This is a genomic window from Bacillus sp. KICET-3 (assembly GCF_033261025.1).
Classification (GTDB): Bacteria; Bacillota; Bacilli; order Bacillales; family Bacillaceae; genus Bacillus; species Bacillus sonorensis.
On the sequence record NZ_CP137345.1, the window covers coordinates 361,413 to 384,463 of the forward strand.

Annotated in this window: 22 protein-coding genes; 17 read left to right on the top strand and 5 right to left on the bottom strand. The window is 46.8% G+C overall.

What is annotated here, in order from left to right; genetic code table 11:
• Positions 1 to 115 precede the first annotated feature (115 nt).
• Entirely contained in the window at positions 116 to 1,072 is a 957-nt protein-coding gene (locus R5H20_RS01965) for a trypsin-like serine peptidase (RefSeq protein ID WP_006640110.1), read from the bottom strand.
• 176 nt (positions 1,073 to 1,248) lie between these two features.
• On the opposite strand from R5H20_RS01965, the gene R5H20_RS01970 reads away from it, so the two are divergent.
• The 3 genes from R5H20_RS01970 (at position 1,249) to R5H20_RS01980 (ending at position 4,611) form a co-directional block, all read left to right on the top strand.
• On the top strand, positions 1,249 to 2,022 hold the full coding sequence (locus tag R5H20_RS01970) for a glucose 1-dehydrogenase (RefSeq protein WP_006640111.1): 774 nt from the start codon (positions 1,249 to 1,251) through the stop codon (positions 2,020 to 2,022).
• Between the two features lie 90 nt (positions 2,023 to 2,112).
• The gene (locus tag R5H20_RS01975; RefSeq protein ID WP_006640112.1) at positions 2,113 to 3,111 is read left to right on the top strand and encodes a DUF1835 domain-containing protein; all 999 of its coding nucleotides are present in this window, start codon (positions 2,113 to 2,115) and stop codon (positions 3,109 to 3,111) included.
• A 96-nt stretch (positions 3,112 to 3,207) separates the two neighbouring features.
• Positions 3,208 to 4,611 (top strand): YcdB/YcdC domain-containing protein, encoded by a 1,404-nt coding sequence (locus R5H20_RS01980; RefSeq protein WP_006640113.1) that lies wholly within the window; start codon positions 3,208 to 3,210, stop codon positions 4,609 to 4,611.
• 295 nt (positions 4,612 to 4,906) lie between these two features.
• Here the strand turns inward: R5H20_RS01980 and R5H20_RS01985 are convergent, their stop codons facing one another.
• Positions 4,907 to 5,749: a sulfurtransferase gene (locus tag R5H20_RS01985; RefSeq protein WP_006640114.1), complete on the bottom strand. Its 843-nt coding sequence runs from the start codon at positions 5,747 to 5,749 to the stop codon at positions 4,907 to 4,909.
• A 159-nt stretch (positions 5,750 to 5,908) separates the two neighbouring features.
• Between R5H20_RS01985 and R5H20_RS01990 the strand changes: the two genes are divergently transcribed.
• Positions 5,909 to 6,337, top strand: coding sequence for a cell wall hydrolase (locus R5H20_RS01990; RefSeq protein WP_006640115.1), 429 nt, complete (start codon positions 5,909 to 5,911; stop codon positions 6,335 to 6,337).
• A 53-nt stretch (positions 6,338 to 6,390) separates the two neighbouring features.
• Here the strand turns inward: R5H20_RS01990 and R5H20_RS01995 are convergent, their stop codons facing one another.
• Positions 6,391 to 7,389 (bottom strand): LLM class flavin-dependent oxidoreductase, encoded by a 999-nt coding sequence (locus tag R5H20_RS01995; RefSeq protein ID WP_006640116.1) that lies wholly within the window; start codon positions 7,387 to 7,389, stop codon positions 6,391 to 6,393.
• A 337-nt stretch (positions 7,390 to 7,726) separates the two neighbouring features.
• On the opposite strand from R5H20_RS01995, the gene R5H20_RS02000 reads away from it, so the two are divergent.
• Complete coding sequence (locus R5H20_RS02000; protein ID WP_006640117.1) at positions 7,727 to 9,079, top strand: C40 family peptidase; 1,353 nt, start codon at positions 7,727 to 7,729, stop codon at positions 9,077 to 9,079.
• Between the two features lie 48 nt (positions 9,080 to 9,127).
• Here the strand turns inward: R5H20_RS02000 and R5H20_RS02005 are convergent, their stop codons facing one another.
• Positions 9,128 to 9,940, bottom strand: coding sequence for an ABC transporter permease subunit (locus tag R5H20_RS02005; protein ID WP_006640118.1), 813 nt, complete (start codon positions 9,938 to 9,940; stop codon positions 9,128 to 9,130).
• Positions 9,937 to 10,824, bottom strand: a complete 888-nt coding sequence (locus R5H20_RS02010; protein ID WP_006640119.1) for an ABC transporter ATP-binding protein — start codon at positions 10,822 to 10,824, stop codon at positions 9,937 to 9,939. Before R5H20_RS02010 ends, R5H20_RS02005 begins: the two co-directional genes overlap by 4 nt.
• Before the next feature lie 153 nt (positions 10,825 to 10,977).
• Between R5H20_RS02010 and R5H20_RS02015 the strand changes: the two genes are divergently transcribed.
• The 12 genes from R5H20_RS02015 to R5H20_RS02070 all read left to right on the top strand — a co-directional run bounded on the left by R5H20_RS02015 (position 10,978) and on the right by R5H20_RS02070 (position 23,047).
• Positions 10,978 to 11,565, top strand: coding sequence for a TetR/AcrR family transcriptional regulator (locus R5H20_RS02015; RefSeq protein ID WP_006640120.1), 588 nt, complete (start codon positions 10,978 to 10,980; stop codon positions 11,563 to 11,565).
• A 112-nt stretch (positions 11,566 to 11,677) separates the two neighbouring features.
• Positions 11,678 to 13,570: a DUF2207 domain-containing protein gene (locus R5H20_RS02020; RefSeq protein WP_254726479.1), complete on the top strand. Its 1,893-nt coding sequence runs from the start codon at positions 11,678 to 11,680 to the stop codon at positions 13,568 to 13,570.
• 405 nt (positions 13,571 to 13,975) lie between these two features.
• Positions 13,976 to 14,578, top strand: coding sequence for a TerD family protein (locus tag R5H20_RS02025; RefSeq protein ID WP_006640122.1), 603 nt, complete (start codon positions 13,976 to 13,978; stop codon positions 14,576 to 14,578).
• A gap of 30 nt (positions 14,579 to 14,608) precedes the next feature.
• The gene (locus R5H20_RS02030) at positions 14,609 to 15,190 is read left to right on the top strand and encodes a TerD family protein (protein ID WP_006640123.1); all 582 of its coding nucleotides are present in this window, start codon (positions 14,609 to 14,611) and stop codon (positions 15,188 to 15,190) included.
• Between the two features lie 78 nt (positions 15,191 to 15,268).
• Positions 15,269 to 15,847: a TerD family protein gene (locus R5H20_RS02035; protein WP_006640124.1), complete on the top strand. Its 579-nt coding sequence runs from the start codon at positions 15,269 to 15,271 to the stop codon at positions 15,845 to 15,847.
• Between the two features lie 64 nt (positions 15,848 to 15,911).
• Positions 15,912 to 16,685, top strand: coding sequence for a TerC family protein (locus tag R5H20_RS02040; protein ID WP_006640125.1), 774 nt, complete (start codon positions 15,912 to 15,914; stop codon positions 16,683 to 16,685).
• 102 nt (positions 16,686 to 16,787) lie between these two features.
• Entirely contained in the window at positions 16,788 to 17,978 is a 1,191-nt protein-coding gene (locus R5H20_RS02045) for an HpcH/HpaI aldolase/citrate lyase family protein (RefSeq protein ID WP_006640126.1), read from the top strand.
• The gene (locus R5H20_RS02050) at positions 17,968 to 19,290 is read left to right on the top strand and encodes a phosphoribosyltransferase family protein (RefSeq protein WP_029419425.1); all 1,323 of its coding nucleotides are present in this window, start codon (positions 17,968 to 17,970) and stop codon (positions 19,288 to 19,290) included. The genes R5H20_RS02045 and R5H20_RS02050 overlap by 11 nt, the downstream gene beginning before the upstream one ends.
• On the top strand, positions 19,283 to 20,392 hold the full coding sequence (locus tag R5H20_RS02055; protein WP_006640128.1) for a cysteine protease StiP family protein: 1,110 nt from the start codon (positions 19,283 to 19,285) through the stop codon (positions 20,390 to 20,392). Before R5H20_RS02050 ends, R5H20_RS02055 begins: the two co-directional genes overlap by 8 nt.
• Positions 20,389 to 21,210 carry an HAD family hydrolase gene (locus tag R5H20_RS02060; RefSeq protein ID WP_006640129.1) on the top strand — a complete coding sequence of 274 codons (822 nt, stop codon included), beginning with the start codon at positions 20,389 to 20,391 and terminating at the stop codon, positions 21,208 to 21,210. The genes R5H20_RS02055 and R5H20_RS02060 overlap by 4 nt, the downstream gene beginning before the upstream one ends.
• Positions 21,211 to 21,216: 6 nt before the next feature.
• A complete protein-coding gene (locus R5H20_RS02065; RefSeq protein WP_006640130.1) occupies positions 21,217 to 21,486 on the top strand; it encodes a helix-turn-helix domain-containing protein in 270 nt (89 codons plus the stop codon).
• Positions 21,443 to 23,047 carry a YceG family protein gene (locus tag R5H20_RS02070; RefSeq protein ID WP_006640131.1) on the top strand — a complete coding sequence of 535 codons (1,605 nt, stop codon included), beginning with the start codon at positions 21,443 to 21,445 and terminating at the stop codon, positions 23,045 to 23,047. Before R5H20_RS02065 ends, R5H20_RS02070 begins: the two co-directional genes overlap by 44 nt.
• Positions 23,048 to 23,051: the final 4 nt, after the last annotated feature.

Below are 23,051 nucleotides of genomic sequence, written 5' to 3' on the forward strand. Positions count from 1 at the left end.
ACATCCTTTACCACCCATTATACAAAATGAAACGTTTACAAAACATGATTCTTTTACACTTTTAAACAATGAAACGGCCCGTTTCCACATGGAACGGACCGTTTGGTATCGAAGACTATTGGGCGCTGTTTTTCCAGTTTGTCAAATTATCGAATACTTCTTTTGTAATCCGGGTGCCTCTGTTGTATGAAGATCCTCCGTACACCCCATTCGTATGAACGGCCAGCGAACATGGGCCGCTGCAATTCGTTCTGGAGCTGCTTGCCTCATATACGGGAGAGCCGCTCTGCCCTCCGTATGTGTCGATCGCATATTGCAGTTTATATGTTTCTGAGACGGCGATATTTCCGGACATCTGCCATTGGGTGCCCGATGTTTTGTCGCCTGGATATCCGCTGATGGTAACGCTTGTCCCAACGAGAGACGAGGTGGTGTAGGAATATCCGAAATACCCGACGGTGTTGCCGATCGGCTGGCTGAGCTCTATGGCTCCGTAGTCGTAATTCGAATTTCCGCTTCGATAGCCTGACGGGATGAAATAGCGGGTTGATGTAACTGATCCGTACGGATATGTTGAACCGTTCCGTCCCGGAGAAACGGTAGCGGTTCCGGCGAATGACCCGCTCGCTGTGTCATAAATGCAGTGTCCGGCCGTTGCCACCGTTTTCGGACCGATCAGCCAGCCGGTGCAAGACCCGATGCTGCTTGAAATATGCACGATCGCTCTGTATGGATATGCGGTAGTGTTTGTCACTCTCGTCCGTTCATCAGAACCAATCACGGATTTGGGGCTGTAACGTGGTCCGGCAGGGGACTTTTTGGTTGGTTTGCTTTTTTCCTGATAAAGGGGAGCGTCTAGTTTTCCTGTACCTTCAAATGCTTTTGAATAGGCGCCGTTTTTGTTGGTTTTAATAGCAGGATCATAGCTTGCGGATGAGTCGGGCTTGTATGAAGGATCGCTAGAGACAGGAGTATGCGGCGATGATGCAGCTTGAGCGGAGTCGATGCCCATAGAATAAATAGATATTCCAATAAGACCGGCCATTAATACGCGTGTCACACTTTTTTTCATCCTATCACTTCCTTATTTTGTTGTCGGTACAGTTAGATATTAGCAAAATAATTCTGAATTTTCCATAATGTAAAGAAAGATCATCCTAAAGATCTATATGATGTCTCGGTTTTAAAAAATGGCCGCTGCGGGTAATGCAACAATATGAAACGCAAGACATAGAAGGAGGGCTTACGATGTACAATGGTTTAAAAGGGAAGACGGCAATCGTCACAGGCTCCTCGAAGGGAATAGGAAGAGCGATAGCAGACCGGTTTGGCAAAGAAAAAATGAATGTCATTATTAACTACCACAGCGATCCCGCCGGCGCAATTGAAGCCGTTGAACATATTAAAAAAAGCGGAGGAAACGCTTATGCAGTCGGAGCGGATGTCTCAGAGGAAGAGGGGGTAAAGGCGCTTCTTAACGCTGCCGTTCAACACTTCGGCACGATTGACATCATGGTGAATAATTCAGGCTTTAATGGTAAAAATGCGTTTCCCCACGAGCTTAGCCTTGATGAGTGGCAAAGAGTGATCGATGTCAATTTAACAGGTGCATTTCTCGGTTCAAGAGAAGCGATAGCATACATGCTTGACCACGATATAAAGGGAAGTGTTCTCAATATATCCAGCGTCCACCAGCAAATTCCGCGGCCGGGAAATATTCAATACTCGGCTTCTAAAGGGGGAATGAAGCAGTTGACGGAAACTCTTGCCATCAACTATGCCGATAAGGGGATCCGCGTGAATGCGATCGCTCCGGGAACGATTGCGACTGAAAGCAATGATGATCTCGAAGGGAGCCATAAAGCAGCCCAGCTGAAGAAGATTCCGATGAAGGCTTTTGGAAAACCTGAAGAAGTGGCAGCAGCGGCGGCCTGGATCGTTTCAGAGGAGGCTGCTTATGTCACCGGGACGACGCTTTTTGTTGACGGCGGTATGACGCTGTATCCATCCCAGCTGGAGTAAGGGCCGCTTTCTCTCCCGTCAGGCTTTTATTTCCCAATGGAAAATGAGAGAATAATCCAAACGAAACGGCTTGATGGGAGAGATTTTGATATGGAACAAGAGTTAAAGAAAATCATTAGCAATTTGACGGAACGGGAAGCGAAAAGCATTTTGCTGAACATGCTGCTGACGGTTAACATGCATCGGAATGACGACGGTTCAAAAGACGGGTTTTATGAACAAATGATCGATATATTTGATGAATTCCAGAAAATGCGGGAACAGCTGCACAAAAAGCGGTCGAATCAGGTCGTTCACATTGTTTTCGGCCTATCCGCCGCCGGCAGCTTGAAGATGGTGCTAAAAGCTGCAGGGAGGGATGGCCAAGAAGGCGTGATTGCATTCCCCGGCATATTTTCAATCGGACCGCTTTTTCAACTGGAGACGGAAAAGGGCCGGCTAAAGCGTTATGAATGGATGAAAGAGCATATCAACGATTATTTTGCCGAACTGGAGGACCAATACAATCGTTTTGAAGCGGAAATACACCAATTGGACAGCATTCCGGAACATGCCTCCATCGTCATCTGGACGGCCAACAATGCACATGAACAAACGGGTCTCAGGTTCGTCCACAAATTACTGCAAAACAGGCCAAACGCTATGTTCCACATCAATACATCAAAGGTTTCACCGGTTTATCTGCACACAGGAGAAATCGTTCCTGAAAAGCTAGAAACCGTGTATGAAAAAGGAGACTCCCCATTTCCGCTGACTTCTGAAGAAAAACGTTGTCTCGCCATGGAATGGGAGGAGCTTTCAAAGCGAAAACATGTGCTGAGAATATGGAAAAACGAAAAGATAAAGAGCGTAGAAGAAAGCTTTTTTGATCCGCTTATTATTGATAAAACGAGGGAGCTTCAAAAAAACCGTTCACAAAAGGATTTCATCGTTTGTCCGCGGGTCGTTGGCGAGGTTCTCGGCCATTTGAATGAATACATTGGCGATGAGTTCATTGAATACCGCATCCGAGAGCTGATTTATAAAGGCGTTTTTGAAATAAAAGGCGTTCCCAAGGCGATGAGATTTTACAGCATCAGACTGGCGTAATCCAGAATACTGTTCACCAATCAAATCCAAATTATCTCAATTTTATGAAACTATTAAAAGACTATTCCGTATAAACTAAAAAAAAGAAAGGGAGAAATGGATTTGAACAGTGAACAGTTAAAGCAAAAAGCTCATCGCATCGGTTCGATTCCCAGCCATTATAGACTCATGATCGAAGAGTGCAGGAATGAACAACAAGGCCGGGCGCTTTATGTTTGGGCTGATGCCGAACATCAAGAAAGAGACATTGCGGTGGAATTGGATCATGATGGACGATTAATCAGCCTGACAAAAGAAAACTTTCCCTTTGAAAAACAAACGCTTCCGGAAGAAGTGCTGCAGCAAAAGGCTTTTCAATTTGTCGAATACCATTACCCTGATGCGGTCAAAGAGTTTGTTTTTCAGGGGAAGAAGGTCAAGGAACACGCTGTTCAGTATACATATGCCCAGACCGTTCTCGATCTTCCGCTTCCGCAAACGGGATTTTCCGTGACGATCGGAAAAAGCGGAGAAGTAATCGAATTTCGCTATGACGGCGGAACAAGCTCGTATGCCCTTCCAACACAAATGGTTGATAAGGAATCTGTGATCTCGCGTTACCTTGACAGCATCGAACTCAACCTTGTCATTGAACATATTCATCATGGCATGTATGAAGGGGGAGATGATCAGCCTCACCTCGTTTATGAAGCGGTTTTGCCGAAGTACAGCTATCCCGCTGATCTGTCAGAGGAATGTGATCTCGCAAAAGCCGAGGTGTACGAAGATGACGAAGAAACCATCCCGCTTCCTTTATTGACGGAGCCAGAGCGCAATGAAACTATGGATATCAACGACATGATCGGCTTCGATCCTTCTTTATTCAGGAAAATCCGCGAAACAGATTTCGGGACTTCCATTGGGACGGTTTGGCGGAAAGGAGAAGAACCTGAACCGGCCGGGAACGATTTAGCCGGTTATATTGCAAAGCGCAGCCAAAACACGCTCAAAGTCATCACGGTTAAAAAGACGGGTAAGCTTCGGGGTGTGGCATCCTTTATAAAAGAAACAGGGCCTGCAGTCTGGCCGGAGGAAGCGTGCCTCAAACGGGCCATACAGTTTCTTTTCCGTTTATACCCACGGGCGGATCGATTTTTCCGGATGTACCCTTTGGACAACACTGAGGAAAAGCAAATCGCTTTTTTTCAGTTCAACCTTGCATATGAAGGGGTGCCGTTAAGGCTTGGTATTGCAAATATCAGCATCAACCGGACAAACGGCCGGGTTGTCGGCTTCCAGGCTCCCGATATTGACCCGGAATCGCTGGAAACATTGAACCCGTCGCCTGACATATCCGCCGAGCAAGCGAATGCCATATTTGCTTCCGCCTTTGATTTGAAGCTGCAATGGCAAAAGGACTGCAAACGGGATGAAAATGACGCGTACAGGCTTGTCTACCGTCCGGTCTGTCCCGCTTTTATCGATGCGCATAAAGGGACGGTTTTCAGGAGAAGAACATGATAAAGTCATCTTTCTGCCATGGCGGCGGCTTTCAGCGGTTTTTTCGATCAGCTGCCGTTTTCCGGATGTAAACCTGTCCCATCATCGCTAAAATCACAACGTGAACCGATACAGATATCATGATCTCAAAACAGCGCACTTGCTGGGACTGACGTTTCATCGCCTGATGAGGCCTGCCGGCGTCCCTGATCAGGCATGCGGCAAGGCAGTCAATTTTAATCCCGCTATAATGTACGAATGATCCGGTGTCACGTCTTCACACAAAAAGCCCGCGTGAAGCGCAGGCTTTTCATCTTTACTCTTCCCCGGTCGCAACAGGGTTCTCCGTGTAGCTGATCCAGTCGCTCCAGCTTCCGGCATACAGCTTGACACGCTGAAATCCCGCTTCTTTTAAACCCAGCACATTTGGACAGGCGGATACACCTGACCCGCAGTAGACGATGATTTCGCTGTCCCGATCTAATAGGACGTAGTGCTCTTTCAGTTCTTCTGGATTCTTCCATTTGCCGTCTTCACGAAAATTGCCTTTCCAAAAATAATTTTTGGCGCCTGGAATGTGCCCGGCCTTATGATCAAGAGGTTCGGTTTCCCCCGCGTATCTTGCCCTTTCGCGCGCATCAATCAAGACGGAACCTGTGCGGCCGATTCGGTCTTTTACTTGTTTTGCGTCAAGGAGTTCTTCCTTTTGAAGCTTTGGAACAAATTCACGCGGAACAGGCCGCGGAATGTCGGATGTGAGGTCATACCCTTTTTTGACCCAGTTCGTCAAGCCGCCGTCCAGCACATACACACTGTCATGGCCGAGATAGCGGAGCTGCCACCAAAAGCGTGCGGCAAACATGCCGCCGTGAGCATCATATACGACAACCGTCGTGCGGTGATCGATGCCGACCGCGCCAAGCTTTTTTGACATGTGTTCAGGCGCAGGCAGGGGATGCCTTCCTCCGTGTTTTCCTGCATCTCCCGATAAATCCTGCTCCAAATCAATATAAACGGCTCCCGGAAGATGCCCTTTTAAATAGGCTTCACGGCCTTCTTCAGGTTTTGTTAAGTGAAATCTGACATCGACGATGACCGTCCGGTCCGGATCTTCCGTCAATCGCTGTGAAACCCATTCCGGGCTCACGATTGCTGACATTTGCACCACCCCGGTTTCATTTTTTTACAATTCTGATTAATAGAAGAATATCCCGATTCCACGCAGAATGTCAAAGATAACCTGTGAAAGGCGATTTAATGGTCATCACCAACATGAAAAAGAATATGATAAAGATGATAGCAAAATGGGGGTGGCAACATGTCGGTAGTTCAGGCTTCATCCAAGGACATTGCTCTTTTGGCAAGGCTGTTGAGAGCGGAAGCCGAAGGTGAAGGTGTAAGAGGAATGCTGCTTGTCGGAAATGTCGGAATCAACCGCATCAGAGCAAATTGTTCGGATTTTGTTGGACTGCGCACCATTCCGCAGATGATTCATCAGCCGCATGCCTTTGAAGCTGTAATACACGGATATTTTTATCAGAGGGCAAGGGAAAAAGAAAAGCGCTTGGCCCGCAGGTCTGTGAACGGGGAGCGGTATTGGCCGGCCAAATTTAGTTTATGGTATTTCAGGCCGGCGGGGGCATGTCCGGCGCAGTGGTATAACCAGCCGCATGTCGGGCGCTACAAGTCGCATTGTTTTTACGAACCGAGAGCAGAAGAATGTCAAAATGTGTATAATACGTTTTAATTAAAACATCCCTTTCCAGACAAGGCGGGCGCCATCTGAAAAGGGATGTTTGCTTATGATAAAAACAAGTCCGCGAGTCTTTCAAAGGACCGCTTTTTATCTTCAAAACTGTAAACATTCGTCAAGACCATGATTTCTTCTGTTTTGTAGCGCTCAGACAGCTCAAGCAGCTTTTGTTTGACCGTTTGCGGCGAGCCGATGACCATGCGGGAGCGGTTTTTGCGCAGTTTGGCTTTATCGGCATCCGTATAAACGGCTGATTTGGCCTCTTCAATACTGGGAACGCGGCTGTCCAGTCCTTTCTCCACCCGAAGCAGCCAAAGATCCTGGCTTAAACTGAGCTCTTCCGCTTTTTCATCGGTTTCGGCGCAGACGACAAAAACGGCGGCCAGAGAATGGGGCCTGTCAAAGAAAGGGGAGGGCTGAAAACGTTCGTGATAGGTTCTGAAGGCATTTTCCCCTCTTTCAGGGTTGATAAAATGACCGAATACATATCCGGATCCGGTGCCTGCCGCCAGTTCGGCGCTGTTTTCCCCAAGCCCCAACAGCCATGGACCAGGTGAAGAAGGCGTAATGGGAGCGGCCTTGATTCCGGCATAGTCATGATCCGCCGGGATGGCGTCGGTCAGGTAGTACATTACATCCTGAAGCTGTCTCGGGAAATCCCGCAAGCTCCTATTTACCCCGTCTGTCAGCGCCAGACGGGTTTTTGCGGTGCCGCCGGGCGATCGGCCCAAACCGAGGTCGATCCGGCCGGGATAAAGCGACTCCAGCTGCCGGAACGTTTCAGCCACTTTAAATGGGCTGTACTGCGGCAGCAGGACGCCGCCGGAACCGACGCGGATGTTCGCGGTTTTTGCCGCAATATGGGCGATTAAAATTTCCGGAGCGGTGCTTGCAAGCCCCCTTGTGCTATGATGCTCGGCAAACCAGTATCTTTTGTATCCCCATGCATCAGCCAATCGGGCCAGTTCGGCTGACTGCTTTAGCGCCGTATGCGGGTCTGATCCTTTTGAGACCGGAACCTGGTCTAAAATGCTGAGATTAAGCATCGTCTTCGGACTTCCTTTCCCGTAAAATGAGTGTCCCTTCGTAAAAGCAAGCATAGGAAATATTCACAGTATGGTCAACTGAACAGACCGGTAACGGAAAGCCGTTCATTTAACAGGATCAGTCAAAACATGACAGGTTTGAAATAAAAACGAAATATAAATGTAATATAACTTGGCACCAAATGTCGAAATTAGATGGTATAATAACGTCTGTACATAAGTTGGAAGATTTTTATCATAGGTCATAAGTATGGAAGATTGGTTTTTTAACATTTTAATATTTTAACGAATTTACATAATAAAAAACAAAAATACATAAAGGAAAGAGGAGTAGAAAGTGAAAAGAAAAGTTTACGCTTTTGGTTTGGCATCGGTTATCGGAACTGCTGGTCTATTCACCCCTTTATTGAACAACACTGCATCGGCGGAAAGTGCATCACAGCAAAAGCAGGAAGTGGAGAAAAAACGCTCTGAAGTGAATTCAAGCATCGACAGCAAAAGACAGGAAATCGCAAAGCTGCAAAAGGAACAGCAAAAGCTTGAAGACAAGATGAAAGAGCTTGATAAACAAGCGCTTGAAACAAGCAACAAAATTGAAGACAAGCAAGCTGAAAACAAAAAAATGAAAAAAGAAGTGGAAGCTCTGAAGAAAGAAATCAAGGAAACAGAAAAGAGAATTGAAGAGCGTTCAAAAGTTATTAAAAAACGTGTGCGCAGCCTGCAGGAAAACGGCGGATCACAAAACTACATCAACGTCCTTCTCGGCGCGCAAAGCTTTGGTGATTTCATCACCCGGGCAACCGCTGTTTCAACGATCGTCGATGCAGACAAAGACCTTCTTGAAGAGCAGGAAAAAGATAAAAACAAGCTTGAAAAAGCAATGGCTGATTTAAATACGAAGCTGGACGAAATCCAAAAAACATTAGCCGATCTGAAAACCCTTAAAAAGGATCTTGACAAGCAGCTGAAAGAGCAGGACAGCATTGCTAAACAGCTGCAGGATAAACAGAACAAAGCGGAATCAGAACTGAACGACTTGAAAAAAGAATCAGGCTCACTTACAAAAGAGGAAGCTGCTCTTGCGCAAAAAATTGCCGATGAAAAAGCAGAGGCTGCCGCAGCTGAAAAAGCAAAAGAAGAGTCATCTACAGCTAAAAAATCAGAACCTTCATCTGATAATTCAAGCTCAGCAGACAAATCAAGCGGATCTTCTCACAAAGCTTCATCAAGCAGCAACTCTGGAAGCAGCTCATCCCGGGACTATTCTTCCGGATCTGCTGTAAGCAACAACGGCAGCGCGATTGAAACAGCGATCAGCACAGGATCAAGCATCGTCGGCAGATCTCCGTACAAATGGGGAGGCGGACGCTCTCAATCTGACATCAACAACCGCCTTTTTGACTGCTCATCATTCGTTCGCTGGGCATATGCATCAGCAGGCGTAGAGTTGGGATTCGGTGCGACGACAAGCACGCTTGTCGGCAAAGGCCGCGCTGTCAGCCCATCTGAAATGAAACGCGGAGACCTTGTCTTCTTTGACACATACAAAACAAACGGCCATGTGGGAATCTATCTAGGAAACGGACAATTCCTAAATGACAACAGCTCACGCGGAGTATCCGTCGATTCTATGAGCAACCCTTATTGGAAAGCGCATTTCAGCGGAGTCGTTAGACGGGTCGTTGAATAATAGACAAACAATAACCGCCGTCCTGAAAAGGAACGGCGGTTTTTTATATTACAGCGGCAAATCGCGTTGTTTGAAGGCCGCTATCCCGGCGGCAAAGGCGGCCAAACCGATGGCTGCAAGCATGAGCGCCGTTTGCAAAACGTCGGCATTTCCTCCCACGATTTCGCCCGGTCTGAACAAAGAAAAAATGGAGAAATTTCTCAGCCACTCCGTCTTGTCGCTGAGTTTTCCGATCAAGTCGAGGCTGAAAAATAAAAATGCAATCATTCCAGATAGGCCGAGCGCTTTTTTTTCATCGTTTGAAGCGGCTGAAATCAAAAACGAGATCCCGCTGATCGCAAAGAAGAGCAAAAAGCCAAGCAGATTTAATAAAAGAAACCTTGATACATCAAAATCGTATTCATCCCCGATCATCCATACATATCCGGCAAGCCCGGCGATTGTTGTCACAGCCATAATTATGAACAACCCTGTTGTTAAAACGGCGGCTTGGGTGAAGGCGACTTTAACCCTTGTTGTCGGCGTTGACAATATATAAGCCATTGCACCCTGGTCAACCAGCTTTGCCAGGAGCTTTGTCGATAGCATAACAGAAAAGATGGATAAAATAATGATAAAGATTAAGCCGTAATATTCCCCTGACATAAAATCCTCAAGGCTGCCCAGCCCGTTTTCAAAACCAAAGGCGTTTAAAAATCCTTCAGGCATTGATTTGATCATGCTTTCAAAATCTCCTGTATTCTTTGCGATGCTTGGGTAAATGCCCAGTATCAAAAGGATGTAAAAAGCCGAGCCCGCAGCATAGCTCATGATACCTTTCAAATTTGTTTTCATCATTTGTTTGTACAGGGAAAGATTCATTGTACTGTCCCCTCTCTGTCATAGTAGTTCATAAACACTTCTTCAAGGCTTTGCGTTGATACATCGATATGGCGGATCCGATATTTTGCGCACCCTTTTATCAATTGATCATGATTCCCTAAAACGGCGACCCTGACTCGGTTGTCCTGCCGTGATTCGATTTCCAGGCCGGAATTGATAAAAGCCGCGCTGTCCGCCTCGTTTTCAAACGTTACTTCGAATACTTTTCGCTGCATGGTCTGGAGCTCGTGAATATCTTTTAAAGCGATGATTCTGCCGTCTTTAATAATCGCCGCCCTGTCGCAGGTTCTCTCAATTTCCGGAAAGCTGTGGGAAGACATTAAAAATGTTGTTCCTTTCGCTTTTTCTTCGAGCACAATGTCAATAAACACTTTTTGCATGAGCGGATCAAGCCCTGATGTCGGTTCATCAAGAATGACCACTTCAGGGTTGTGCATCAATGCGGCGACAATCCCGACCTTTTGTTTCATCCCTTTTGACATCTTTCTGATGGGGGTATGAACGTCAAATTGCAGCCGGTCGATCAGTTGATTGCGCTTAGCGGTATCTTTGGCCCCCTGCATGTCAGCCATAAAATCTAGAAACGATTTCCCTGTCATTCCTTCGATAAAGGCGATTTCTCCGGGAAGGTAGCCGATATGCCGCTGAATCTCACCCTGGTTTTTTAATGAATCCATTCCGTTGATCGTGATGTCGCCTTGATCAGGCCTCATAAATCCCATGATATGGCGTATCGTTGTGGACTTTCCGGCCCCGTTTGGACCGAGAAATCCGAAAACCTCTCCTTTTTGAATGGAAAATGATACATCAAATATGCCTTTTCCGTTCGGAAATGTTTTGGTCAAGCCTTGAACTGTCAGCATGGTGACAACCTCCAAATGAAAAATATGAAAGATTTTTGATTATAAATTACATAATAAATTTTACGTTCATAAGAACTTTTCTGTCAATGGAAATTATGAAATTTTTTTATGTTATAATTTCATTATGAGAGTTCCAGAGGTAAGGATGGTTGGATGAACGGATTTGAAAAAAGGGCTTCATTAATTAAAGAAAAGATTAAGAAAGCGACATTGGAGATGTTGAAGACGTGGGAACCGAGGAGAATCCGGATCACGGATATAGCCAAAAAAGCCAATGTTTCGCAAGTGACGATCTATAATTATTTTGGCAGCAAAGAGGCGCTGCTCGAGGACGTCTTCAAGGATTATATAGACCAAGCCGTCAATGAATTCGCGGACTATATGAAAAAAGATATATCCGTAAAGGAAAAGATCGAACACATCATTTTGCAAAAGAAAGAGGCCAATAAAGAAAAGTTTACGCTCGCGATGATCAGAGAGCTGATGATCGAAGACAATGAAATGATGGACTATATTCAGAAGCAGTATGACGAAAAAATCATTCCCCTCATGCTTCAAATGATTGAGGACGGTCACCGGTCGGGTGAGATCTCCCCAAACATTACTGCGCAAAGTTTTATCGTGTACATGAACATGATCATTCAGCATTCAAAAGAGCTGGGCGAGGCGTTTGAGAAAAACAGCCGTTTTACGGAAGAAATGCTTCACATTTTTTTCTATGGTCTTTGCGGAAAGCCGTAGCAGGCGGAAACCGATCGATTGGGTGTCCTCTGTCATTTCTGTGAACACCTGAAACAATTTCCCTGCTTTTCCGTATATAAGGCAGAGATAAAAAAATGAAAGGATTTACTTAATGATGAAGCGTTCGTTTTTCTTTTTGATGTTCATTGCCCTTTTTCTTGTTTCGGGTTTTTCCGAAGCGGAAAAATCCTTTTCAATTGATAAAGTTGATATTCAAGCAACGGTGAAAGAAAATGGCGATTTGGATGTCGAGGAGGTGTATACATACGATTTCAAGGGTTCTTTTAACGGAACGACAAGATCGTTCAGCGGGAAGACCGCCGGCAGCATCAAAGATTTTAAAGCGTATCTTTCCGAAAAGCGGGGCGGTGGGCGGCCGTTAAAAACCAAATGGAAAGATGGCGCGTATCTGGTGTATACGGCATCAAAAGACGAAACGAAAAAAGTGCGGTACCATTATATCGTTGAGGATGCAGCTCAAAAGTTTGAAGATACAGCCGTTTTGTTTCATTCTTTTTATGAAAAGACAAATGAAGACTTCCATCACATGACGATTCAGGTGCACCTTCCGAATTCGGTCAAGCCTCCTCACGATATCCACGCGTTTTTGCATGAAAAAGGACACGGGAAGATCGCAAACATCCAAGGCCGGACCGTGACTTACAAAAGCGGGCTTTATCCGGCTGGGACAAGCTCCGAGCTGAGAATTTACTTCCCGCAAAACGCTCTTTCCAAGGCGGTCCGCCATCCGTCTATTCAGCCTGTAGATGAGCTGCTTGCGAAGGAAAAAAGCGAGGCTGTGCGCTATACCAAATATCATGAGCGAATGGAAAACACGGACAGGCTGCTATGGATATCTGCGGGACTCGTCGGTTTGGCACTGGCTATCACCCTGATTGTTTCGCTGGCAGGAAAGAAAAGGAGAAAGCTGGTGCCGATTGAAAAGCTTGAAACTTTTGATCCGGTTCTTGTTGCCTTCCTTTATAAAAAGGGGGTATTCAGGGACCGCGATCTGCTGGCCGGTTTGCTGTCGCTTTATCAGCGGGGGCTCATCACCATGAAAAAAGTGAAGGCGGAGGACAGGTTTCTCCACGATAAAAAAGCGCCGAACGAGACTTATCAATTCGATTTTTCAGGACATAAGCTTGATCTGCCGAAACCGGATCGGCTGCTAATCGAAAAGCTGTTTGAACAAACCGGGAATGATACCTATTCATTCAGGCTTGATTCGCTTAGCGGGCCGACAGAAGAGGAAGTCAGACAACAGAAAGATCTTGAAAAATACGAACGGAAACGAATCATTCTTCAGAATGTTGTTCAACAATGGACGGAAAGCGTAAAACAGGATCCGGTGTACAAAGAATTTTTCCAAGAGAACCGCTGGCTCAAAATGATTTCGCTTTCCCTCCTTTTTGTCCATACGGGGCTCCTGCTCAATATCCTTTATACGGATATAGCGCCCCAAGCCGGCTTTATGACTGCGTGCATCATATTCGGATTTGCCTTATCGGCCGGTATTGTTCTTGCCAAATTTAAACTGTATTCGATTTTGTTCTTCATCGGGCTGTTTACCGTATCTCTGTTCACCGACAATAAGTACACCATGATGTACTTCGGAGGGAGCATCACGCTCTCGATCATGCTGATAGCCTTTATTCCGTCTTTAAAGGAAAGCATAAGCGCTTCCATATATCGAAGATCGATTCTTTTTTGGAGACATCGGCTGAAAAAGGGTGAACATCCTGGAGGAAGCAGCCGTTTTGAATATGAAAAAAACATGATTTACGCGATTGTACTTGAAGTTGAAGATCAATTTGGAGCATCGGTCGACATATCGGCCAACAGGCTGGACCCCCACGCTTCCCCTGTACTTGGCCTGGCTGCAGCCGGGTATCTTTATTATCCGTTTTCCAGCTGGCAGCACACAGCCTCTCAGGCAAACGGAGGGACGCATGATGCAGGCAGTTCGGGTTCGGACGGAGGCAGCGGGGCAGGGGCTTTTTGATAAAACAATTGAAAAAATGTGGCTGAGGCTGTCGGAAGCGGCAGCCTCAGCTTATTTGCGGATGGAGACGCTTTACTGTAGCCGGTTCAACCAGGGCCGACATGGTTTTTCTTGTACACAGCCCCTGAATTCATGTATCTTAAATGTAAGATACATTTTTAGCCCCCAAAACGAAAAACATTTTTTATGCTTAGTCGCAAAAGATTATAAAAAAATATTCATTTATATGAAACTTTCATTTGGAGTCGCCCGTATATATAGTTAAGCAAGTTAAATATTGATTCATTAGTCATATATTTAGCCATTGTTGATATAATGAATCACGCCGGCGTGATATTCGGAATGTAAAACTCTTAATCTCACGCGATATCCAATAAGGTTATGATGTATAGGAGAGTGAACAGTTTGGCTATTTCTTTAGAGAAGGGTCAGCGTATTGATTTAACAAAAGGAAATCCGGGGCTTTCTAAAATGATGGTCGGCCTTGGCTGGGACCCTGTTTCATCAGGAGGCGGCGGATTTTTTGGAAAGCTTTTCGGAGGGGGCGCCCCGAATATTGATTGTGATGCCTCTGTTCTGATGCTTGAAAATGGAAGAGTCACAGAAAACAAGAATGTCATTTATTTTGGGAATTTAAGAAGCAGATGCGGCAGTATCGAGCATACGGGCGATAATCTGACAGGGGAAGGAAGCGGTGATGATGAACAAATTATCATCGACCTTCAAAAGATTCCGGCTCATATCAACAAGCTGATATTTGTCGTGAATATTTATGACTGTGTCAAGCGCAGCCAGCACTTCGGAATGATCGAAAATGCATTTATCCGCGTTGTCGATATGGCGAACCGCCGGGAAATGGTCAGATACAATCTCAAAGAAGACTATTCAGGCCGGACAAGCCTGATCGCCGGCGAAATTTCCCGCGATGGCGGCGAATGGAAGTTTACGGCCGTCGGAGAAGGCACAAACGATACGAGCATTACGGAAGTCGTCAAGCGCTACAGCTAAACCGACAACACATAAAAGGAGAGGGTATACATGGCAATCTCATTAGCAAAAGGACAGAAGATCGATTTAACCAAAACGAATCCGGGCCTGTCAAAAGTCATCGTGGGACTCGGCTGGGACGTCAATAAATATGACGGCGGAGCGGATTTTGACCTTGATGCCAGCGTGTTTTTGCTTGATGCCGCTGGAAAATGCACCTCTGAAAAAGACTTCATTTTTTATAACCAGACACAAGGCGGCAACGGTTCTGTCATACATACGGGCGACAACCGGACGGGTTTGGGCGAAGGCGACGACGAGCAGGTGAAAGTCGACTTGAACGCCGTGCCGTCGAATATTGACAGAATTTCTTTTGTGATTACGATTCATGAGGCGGAAGCCCGCAGCCAAAACTTCGGCCAGGTGTCAAATGCCTATGTCCGCGTGATCAATGAAGAGACAAACGAAGAATTAATCCGCTATGATCTTGCGGAGGACTTCTCAATTGAAACGGCTTTGATCACCGGGGAGCTTTACCGTCACGGCGGAGAGTGGAAATTCTCTGCGATCGGCTCCGGATACCAGGGCGGACTGGCCCGGATCGCCACTGATTTTGGTTTGCAAGTCGGTTAATGAACCATCGGACGGCGGGGTGCTTGCTTTCGCCCGTCTGTCCGAGACCTGACATTTCGTAAGGGAGGATTCCATCATATGGCTATTCAATTATCCAAAGGACAGCGAATTGACTTAACGAAGACGAATCCGGGCTTAACGAGAGCGCTGATCGGTTTAGGATGGGATACAAACAAATATACGGGCGGAGCGGATTTTGATTTGGATGCATCTGCTTTTCTCGTCGATGCGAACGATAAATGCGTGAATGACCATGATTTTGTTTTCTACAACAATTTGGAGCATCCGAGCGGCGCCGTCGTTCATACGGGCGACAACCGCACAGGAGAAGGGGAAGGCGATGATGAGCAAATCATTGTCGATTTTACAAAAATCCCTGACCATGTTGAGAAAATCGGCATTACCGTTACGATTCATGATGCAGAAAGCCGCAGCCAGAATTTCGGACAAGTATCTAACGCTTTTGTCCGGCTTGTCGATGATTCGACAAATGAGGAACTGCTTCGTTTTGATTTAGGCGAAGACTTTTCGATCGAGACGGCCGTTGTCGTCTGTGAGCTTTACCGGCATGGAGGGGACTGGAAATTCAATGCCATCGGCAGCGGATTTTCAGGCGGATTGGCCTCGCTTTGCCGCAATTACGGCCTGCAGGTCTAGTTTTCCGGCTGAATCACGATTCGTGGTTCAGTCTTGCTTTTCAATTATTAGGAGGTAACCAATAGTGGATTTATTCAATCATATTATTTCAATTTACGCCTCGTTCTTCGACTGGAACATGTGGGTCGAGGTATTAACAGATCCCGTTTCCTGGGGGCTGATCGGATCTCTGGTCGTACTGGAAGGGCTTTTGTCGGCGGACAATGCGCTCGTTCTCGCCGTCATGGTCAAGCACCTTCCGGAAAAGCAGCGCAAAAAAGCGCTGACTTACGGTTTGGTCGGAGCTTATTTCTTTAGATTCCTGTTTATCGGGCTCGGCATGATTTTAATTAAATTCTGGTGGATCAAGCTCCTTGGCGCCGCTTATCTCGCATGGCTCGTGATTAAGCACTTCTTTATCGGAGAAGGCGATGATGATGCAAACAGCATCAAAAAAGACAGCTGGATGGTTCGCGTTTTCGGGATGTTCTGGGCGACTGTCATCACCGTTGAGTTAATGGACCTTGCGTTCTCAGTAGACAGCATTCTTGCCGCGTTTGCGATATCTGAAAAAGTATGGGTGCTGTTAATCGGCGGAATGCTAGGCATCCTCATGATGCGGACCGTAGCGAAATTCTTCTTGACCCTGATTGATAAAGTGCCTGAGCTTGAAACAACGGCATTTATTTTAATCGGCATCATCGCTTTGAAAATGGCTGCAAGCGTATGGCACATTGAAATGCCGCACAGCGTATTTTTTATCATTTTGGTTATTGCTTTTGCAGCAACGTTCGTCATTCACTATATGAACAAACAAAAAGCTGTCAAAGAACAAACGGCCGCTTCAAAGGAAGAGTAAAAAGAAAATCGAAGGGGTGGAGAGATATCTGCTTCACTCCTTTTTCCTTTACAATCAGACGGCGGTTTTAGAGTTGTCCTTTAGCAGAAGAAGGTGATCGATTTGCAGTACTTTGATTTTTTATCGGCTGATCAAAAAGAAGACGTCTTTTTTAAACAGCCCGGCGAGGTGACGAAGGATTCCCCGAAACATTTACTCGAATATGCGCTGGGGGCCACCCTTTATGTACCGGGAAACAGGAGCGACATTGCGGACTTGATCATTAAGCGAAAATACCCTGATCTTTGTTCCGTCGTTTTCTGTCTTGAAGACTCGATTGGCGACTGCGAGGTTCTTCAAGCTGAAAACAATCTTGTCAGTCAAGCCGATATCATTTATCAGGCTCAGAAATTGCAGAATGTCAGCCGTGATGCGCTGCCTTTAATGTTCATCCGTGTGCGTGAGCCTGAGCAAATGCTTGAATTGGGGAATAAGCTCGGCAGGGCGCTCCACTTGTTTACGGGCTTTGTGTTTCCTAAGTTTTCAACATTCAATGCTGAACGCTACCTCGATACTTTAGTGAAATTGTCAAAAGAATCAGGCATCAATCTTTATGGAATGCCGATTTTTGAGACGCCGGATTTAATGGCTATGGAAACGAGGACAAAGGCGCTGCAGGAATTAAAATCAACGCTCGTCTTTTATCAAGATGTGATCCTGAATATCCGGATCGGCGCCACAGATGTGTGCGGCCTTTACGGATTAAGGCGAAAACCGCAGACGCCGATTTACGACATTATGGTCATCGCCGATTTTATCAAAGATATCATTAATTATTTTGGCCTGCAGTTTGTCATATCAGGCCCCGTCTGGGAGTACTTTGAAGACTCCCATGCCGCCACTTTGCCGCAGCGGACTCCGTATTGGGGTGCGAATGCCGGTGAAAGTCTGCCGCTGCCGTTCGGTCCGTATACAGAGGGGCTGATTCATGAAACGCTTCTTGATCTCGCCAACGGCATCCACGGCAAGACCGTGATTCATCCGACACATATAAGGGCGGTGCAAAGCCTGCACGTCATTACAATGGAAGACTACTTGGATGCTGTAAGCATCATCGAAAGCGCGGACGGCACCCGAGGTATTGTGAAAAGCTCTTTTTCCAATAAAATGAACGAAATTAAACCGCATTTAAGCTGGGCGAAAAAAATACTGCTAAAGTCAGAAATATATGGGGTGTATCATGAAAACCGCAGCTACATTGACATACTTACAGCAGAACAACAGGTCCCCAATATTGGATCGTATGGAGGTTGATTTGACGGTTGCGGATAATCCGCTTTCCATTCCGCCTCCGGCTTTATTTGAGATGGCGGCCAGAGTCAATAAAAAGAGGGGCTTTTTGTTTGTCAGCAAGGTTCTCGGCAAGCACATTCCGGTAAGCCCTTTAAAGCCGCTGCTCGCTTCTGGTCTTTTGGCAATCGAATATGCTGAAAAGACATCCGGTTTGAGGATAGATGGAAAGGACGAGGTGACGGCGGGATTTTTGGCGGAGGATCATGAAAGCATCAAAAAAGCTTATGATCTTCTCAACAAACAGCGGTTTCAGCTTCCGGATCCTCCGATTGTCATCGGCTTCGCAGAAACGGCAACCGCTCTTGGCCATGGCGTATTCGACTGTCTAGAGGGCGCTTCTTTTATCCATACAACAAGAGAAATCTTAAAGGACAAGCATCCCGTTCTTCTGTTTGAAGAAGAACATTCCCATGCCGTCGATCAGCGCTGCTATACGGATGAACCATTGTTCTCCGCTGCGGATAGACCCGTCATTCTCGTGGATGATGAAATCACAACAGGCAAAACGGCGCTGAACATCATCAGGGATATTCAGCGCAAGCACCCGCGCCGGGAATATGCGGTGCTTTCTCTATTAGACTGGCGGTCTGAGGAGCACAAAGAACAATTCAGGAAAGCCGAGTCTGAACTGGGCGCGACTATTTCGACGATCGCTCTGTTATCCGGATCTGTCGCCTGCGAAGGGCAACCGCTTGATCAATCATTATACGATGACCAGCCTCATCACCGCGAAATGAATGTTTCCGTCCGACGGATCGACATCAGCGACTGCTTCACAGCGCTTCCCTATCGCTCTGAACAGACAGGGGCGGCGCCGTTTGTGAAAGAGACAGGCCGCTTCGGCCTTTCTCACGAAGACAAATGCGGGGTCGAGACCGCTTGTCAGAAAGCCGCAGGACGCCTCAATGCCTTGCGGAAAGGCAAGCGCGTTTTGTGCCTTGGAACAGGGGAATTCATGTATCTTCCGCTGAAGATCGCGTCTCTTATGGGGGAGCATGTTGCTTATCATTCAACAACGCGAAGCCCGATCCATCCATCCGATGACGAAGGATATGCGGTTAGGAACCGATTTTGCTTTCCGAATCCGGAAAACGAGTCAGTGCAGCATTTTATCTATAACCTGCCGAAGCGGGGCTATGATGAGGTGTTTTTGTTCGTCGAAACATTTGTTGCGGAAGAATCCTTGCGGCCGATTCTTGCGATTTTCAGTGATAGAGAGATAGAGAATGTCAACATTGTGGCTTTTTCTAAAGGAAGTGTCGGAAATGGCTGATGCACCTGCGAAAATGGGCAGCTATCCCGCTTCTGATGTCACGTTTCTTTTGAAAGACTTGTCAGTCATTTCGATTGAGAAAAGCACAGATGAAAGAGAAAGCCTGATTCAAAGCGGTACACATTATTCAGAAATGCTGCCTGTTGAATATAAACCGACTGAAGAGTACATGAACCTGTTTTACGCTTCGCTGGAGGAAAGCAAGCGAAAAGTAGCGGAGGCTGTCGGGACTGTTGCTGAACAAATCGTTCAAAAACGGGGATTACATACAGTGCTTTGCAGCTTGGCGCGCGCCGGTACGCCAATCGGCGTCCTGATTAAACGGTACATTGAGTTTAAATATGAGGCGGCTCTTCCCCACTACAGCATCTCGATTATCCGGGACAGAGGCATTGATGAAAACGCCCTGCATTATATTCTGCGTCATCACCCGGGGGACTCGCTTGCATTTATCGACGGCTGGACGGGGAAAGGCGCGATTACCAAGGAATTGATGCGGTCTCTCGATGGTTTTTATCAAGCATTTGGAACAAGGCTTTCTTCCGAACTGGCGGTTCTCGCCGATCCGGGATATTGCTCTTCTTTATTTGGAACGAGGGAGGACTTTCTCATTCCAAGCGCCTGCTTGAATTCCACCGTGTCCGGCTTGGTCAGCAGAACCGTTTTGAACGGCAAATGGATTGGAAAAGAAGATTTCCACGGAGCGAAATTTTACGAAAATTTATTGGCGGAAGATGTATCAAACCTCTTTGTCGATACAATCGCCGCTGAATTTCCCGCCGTTGAAACCAAAGCCGCGGAAACGGCCGCCTTGCTTCTCGAACAAAGGGAGGAACCGGATTGGCGCGGCCTTACATCAGTCCGAAATATTCAGCATGATTTCGGCATTGATAACGCGAATTTCATCAAACCCGGAGTGGGTGAGACGACGAGGGTTTTGCTGCGCAGAGTGCCCTGGAAAATTTTAATTCAGCCGGGCTCCCGGACAAGGCTTACACATATCTTGCTTCTTGCGGAAGACAGGGGTGTTCCTGTTGAGGAATACACCGATATGTCCTACAGCTGCTGCGGGTTGATACGTCCGGTCGGGAGGGGCAAATGAAAGCTTTTGCGAGTGATTTGGACAGAACATTGATTTATTCAAAAAAAATGATTGAGCTATATGGGGCGGACCGTGAGGACTATGAGCTGACCGAAACCCTTGACGGCAAAGAGATTTCCTATATATCGCGAAAGACGGCCCGGCATCTCCGCAAAATCCATCAAGACATGTACTTTATTCCAGTGACAACCAGGACGACGGAGCAATATCAAAGAATCGCGTTTTTTCAAAAGGAGGTCATTCCTGAATACGCGGTGACAACCAATGGCGGCTGCATTTTGCAAAATGGCAGTCCGATCAGGGAATGGTCAAGCTTTATCGAAAGCCGGCTTCAGTCTTGCATGCCGATGAAAGACATGCTGGGGGAGCTCGCAAAGCTCCCATTATCGGAAGCGGCGGAAAGAATCCGGACGGCTCACCATTATTTCGTTTATTTGATTTTAGGGGAGGAAGGCCTCAGGGGAATCAACGCCGCTTGCGTAAAAGCGTGGGCCGCTGATAAAGGATGGCAGGCGTCCCTGCAAGGGAGGAAGCTCTATTTTATCCCGGAGCCGCTGAATAAATGGAGAGCTGTTGATTATTTGAAACGCGAGTTGAACATTGATGAAGTGTATACCGCGGGTGATTCGCTGTTGGACTTTGAGTTGATCGCTCAAGCCGACTACGGTGTTTCGCCCGCTCACGGAGAGGTGCTTCACCACTATCCAGATCTCAATGCGACAATGCATCCGGGCATGAAAGCGGCGGATGAAATCACAGAGCATATTGTGAAGCTTGGCGCCGCCCGGCCGACAAAACCAAACAATATTTTAGGATGATCAGTCATGATTAAAATAATCGATCTCAGCAGCCGCGAGATTCTCAGTTCCCAGCAAGCCTGTGAGGAATGGGGGATTGATTCGTCAACGCTGCGCAAAAGAGTCCATGATTTTCCGGTAGGCACAATCAGAAAGTTTGGGACTACCTATGCGGTGACAAGAGCGGGCATGTGCGCCGTATTCGGCAGCAGCAACGAAAATCAAGCGGAAAGAAGGGGGGCGACTGAGCGCTATGAATCAGCAGGTCAACATTCAAACCGCACAGATCAAAGATGATGAATGGAAACAGGTGATCCATCAGCCGTTGTCAGAAAGAACCCCTTATGAAACAGGCGGATCATTGACGATCACTCGTGTTGCGGGCCGGATACTGGGAACGCCGCATGATGAAACAGACTACTACATTTATTTGCATGAACTGTACGAATCTGGAGATGTTCACATTTTAAGCGAGACGCTTGATAAAACAATTGATCAGGAAAGATTTCAGGCCGTTCAGCACATCCATATGATCAACCAGAAGGAAAAGGGGCTGTCGGTCAACCGATTTGCCGCCTTCCTCGACGGAGAGCAGCTCATTGTTAAGCATTCCCATCCCGGGATGCACCGGCATTTGCGACAGGCTTTTATCGAAGTGCTGAAAACTTTTCAATCTTTCCATGAACAAGGCTTTAACCATCCTGACTTCCGCAGGGTACTATTGGACCTTGTGAAATGGATGGGCAATCATCTTGAGCCTTGGCTGAAAACGGCCGATATTGAAAAAGCAATGCCGCGGGTCATTTGGTACGGGGATGCTACAAAAAGCCAGATCTATTTTTTATATTACCTGATGCTCATCGGGTGCGATGTGCTGATTTTTCATCCGGAAGGAAAGGATCAATTTCAAGTGATCGACCCGGATCAAACATGTTCTTTTGTGTACACTTATCCGGGAACCTCGGCGCTGGTACCGTTCCCGACGGAAAAACCGCAGCGGAAGTCAACGGTGGCATACCGCTCAACGAAAGAATTGGACAGCGTGCTGCACAATGAAGATTCCCTGATGTTTAAGCCTTGGCAATTCAGGGAGCACACACCGGTCTCCGTTACGCTGAAGACCACGTATGATGAGCTGTTTTTAATTGCGAAGGAACGCGCCTTTATCCGCCCGAATTTCAAGGCGGGCACACATACGGTCGAGATTCCAAATGTATTTGCGATGATTATGGGCAAATCAGCCAATGAAAAAGAGTACTGGGATCGTTTGCAGACGTTAACGGAGTACAAGGAATCCCACACGATCAGGCGCTTCCCGTTTACAGAGGAAGTGAACGCAAATTATCAATTTCACTACAGCGATGCCCTTGATCAGACGGGGCAAATCAATCCCGGCCGACTGATGGAGAGCCATATATGGCGTTATAAACATTTGCCTGAGGGTGTTCAGCGCGGAATCGCGGAAGCTGTCTCACGAATGTGCAAAAGTGCGAAGCTCTTGCCGCAAAACGGTGAAAGCGAAACGGATGTCCAGCTTTACCTGTTTACCCAGGCGGTCAATCTGCCGGCTGTGCTGTTGAACGTCATTCAAACGTTTGACTATGCGCAAACCGTGCCGAAGCTGATCCTGTATCACACCGAACAGACCGGAGCGCTGTCTCGCTCAGACGCCGCGGCGCTGCTCTTATTAAATGAAATCGGCGTCGATATCATCGTTTATAATCCGCCGGGACACAAGTGCATTGATCATTATATTGATGATCAGCAGTTTGATACCCACTGGCTTGATGAAATGTCTTTCAATCAGGAGTTCAAAGAGCCGTCAATTGTACGGAAATTCATAAATAAAATTTTTTGAAGGG

What these genes read in the sequence shown, in the direction of transcription:
- R5H20_RS01965 (WP_006640110.1), bottom strand. Translation starts at nt 1,072, where the DNA reads ATGAAAAAAAGTGTGACACGCGTATTAATGGCCGGTCTTATTGGAATA.
- R5H20_RS01970 (WP_006640111.1), top strand. Translation starts at nt 1,249, where the DNA reads ATGTACAATGGTTTAAAAGGGAAGACGGCAATCGTCACAGGCTCCTCG.
- R5H20_RS01975 (WP_006640112.1), top strand. Translation starts at nt 2,113, where the DNA reads ATGGAACAAGAGTTAAAGAAAATCATTAGCAATTTGACGGAACGGGAA.
- R5H20_RS01980 (WP_006640113.1), top strand. Translation starts at nt 3,208, where the DNA reads ATGGATTTGAACAGTGAACAGTTAAAGCAAAAAGCTCATCGCATCGGT.
- R5H20_RS01985 (WP_006640114.1), bottom strand. Translation starts at nt 5,749, where the DNA reads ATGTCAGCAATCGTGAGCCCGGAATGGGTTTCACAGCGATTGACGGAA.
- R5H20_RS01990 (WP_006640115.1), top strand. Translation starts at nt 5,909, where the DNA reads ATGTCGGTAGTTCAGGCTTCATCCAAGGACATTGCTCTTTTGGCAAGG.
- R5H20_RS01995 (WP_006640116.1), bottom strand. Translation starts at nt 7,389, where the DNA reads ATGCTTAATCTCAGCATTTTAGACCAGGTTCCGGTCTCAAAAGGATCA.
- R5H20_RS02005 (WP_006640118.1), bottom strand. Translation starts at nt 9,940, where the DNA reads ATGAATCTTTCCCTGTACAAACAAATGATGAAAACAAATTTGAAAGGT.
- R5H20_RS02010 (WP_006640119.1), bottom strand. Translation starts at nt 10,824, where the DNA reads ATGCTGACAGTTCAAGGCTTGACCAAAACATTTCCGAACGGAAAAGGC.
- R5H20_RS02015 (WP_006640120.1), top strand. Translation starts at nt 10,978, where the DNA reads ATGAACGGATTTGAAAAAAGGGCTTCATTAATTAAAGAAAAGATTAAG.
- R5H20_RS02020 (WP_254726479.1), top strand. Translation starts at nt 11,678, where the DNA reads ATGATGAAGCGTTCGTTTTTCTTTTTGATGTTCATTGCCCTTTTTCTT.
- R5H20_RS02030 (WP_006640123.1), top strand. Translation starts at nt 14,609, where the DNA reads ATGGCAATCTCATTAGCAAAAGGACAGAAGATCGATTTAACCAAAACG.
- R5H20_RS02035 (WP_006640124.1), top strand. Translation starts at nt 15,269, where the DNA reads ATGGCTATTCAATTATCCAAAGGACAGCGAATTGACTTAACGAAGACG.
- R5H20_RS02050 (WP_029419425.1), top strand. Translation starts at nt 17,968, where the DNA reads ATGGAGGTTGATTTGACGGTTGCGGATAATCCGCTTTCCATTCCGCCT.
- R5H20_RS02055 (WP_006640128.1), top strand. Translation starts at nt 19,283, where the DNA reads ATGGCTGATGCACCTGCGAAAATGGGCAGCTATCCCGCTTCTGATGTC.
- R5H20_RS02060 (WP_006640129.1), top strand. Translation starts at nt 20,389, where the DNA reads ATGAAAGCTTTTGCGAGTGATTTGGACAGAACATTGATTTATTCAAAA.
- R5H20_RS02065 (WP_006640130.1), top strand. Translation starts at nt 21,217, where the DNA reads ATGATTAAAATAATCGATCTCAGCAGCCGCGAGATTCTCAGTTCCCAG.
- R5H20_RS02070 (WP_006640131.1), top strand. Translation starts at nt 21,443, where the DNA reads ATGAATCAGCAGGTCAACATTCAAACCGCACAGATCAAAGATGATGAA.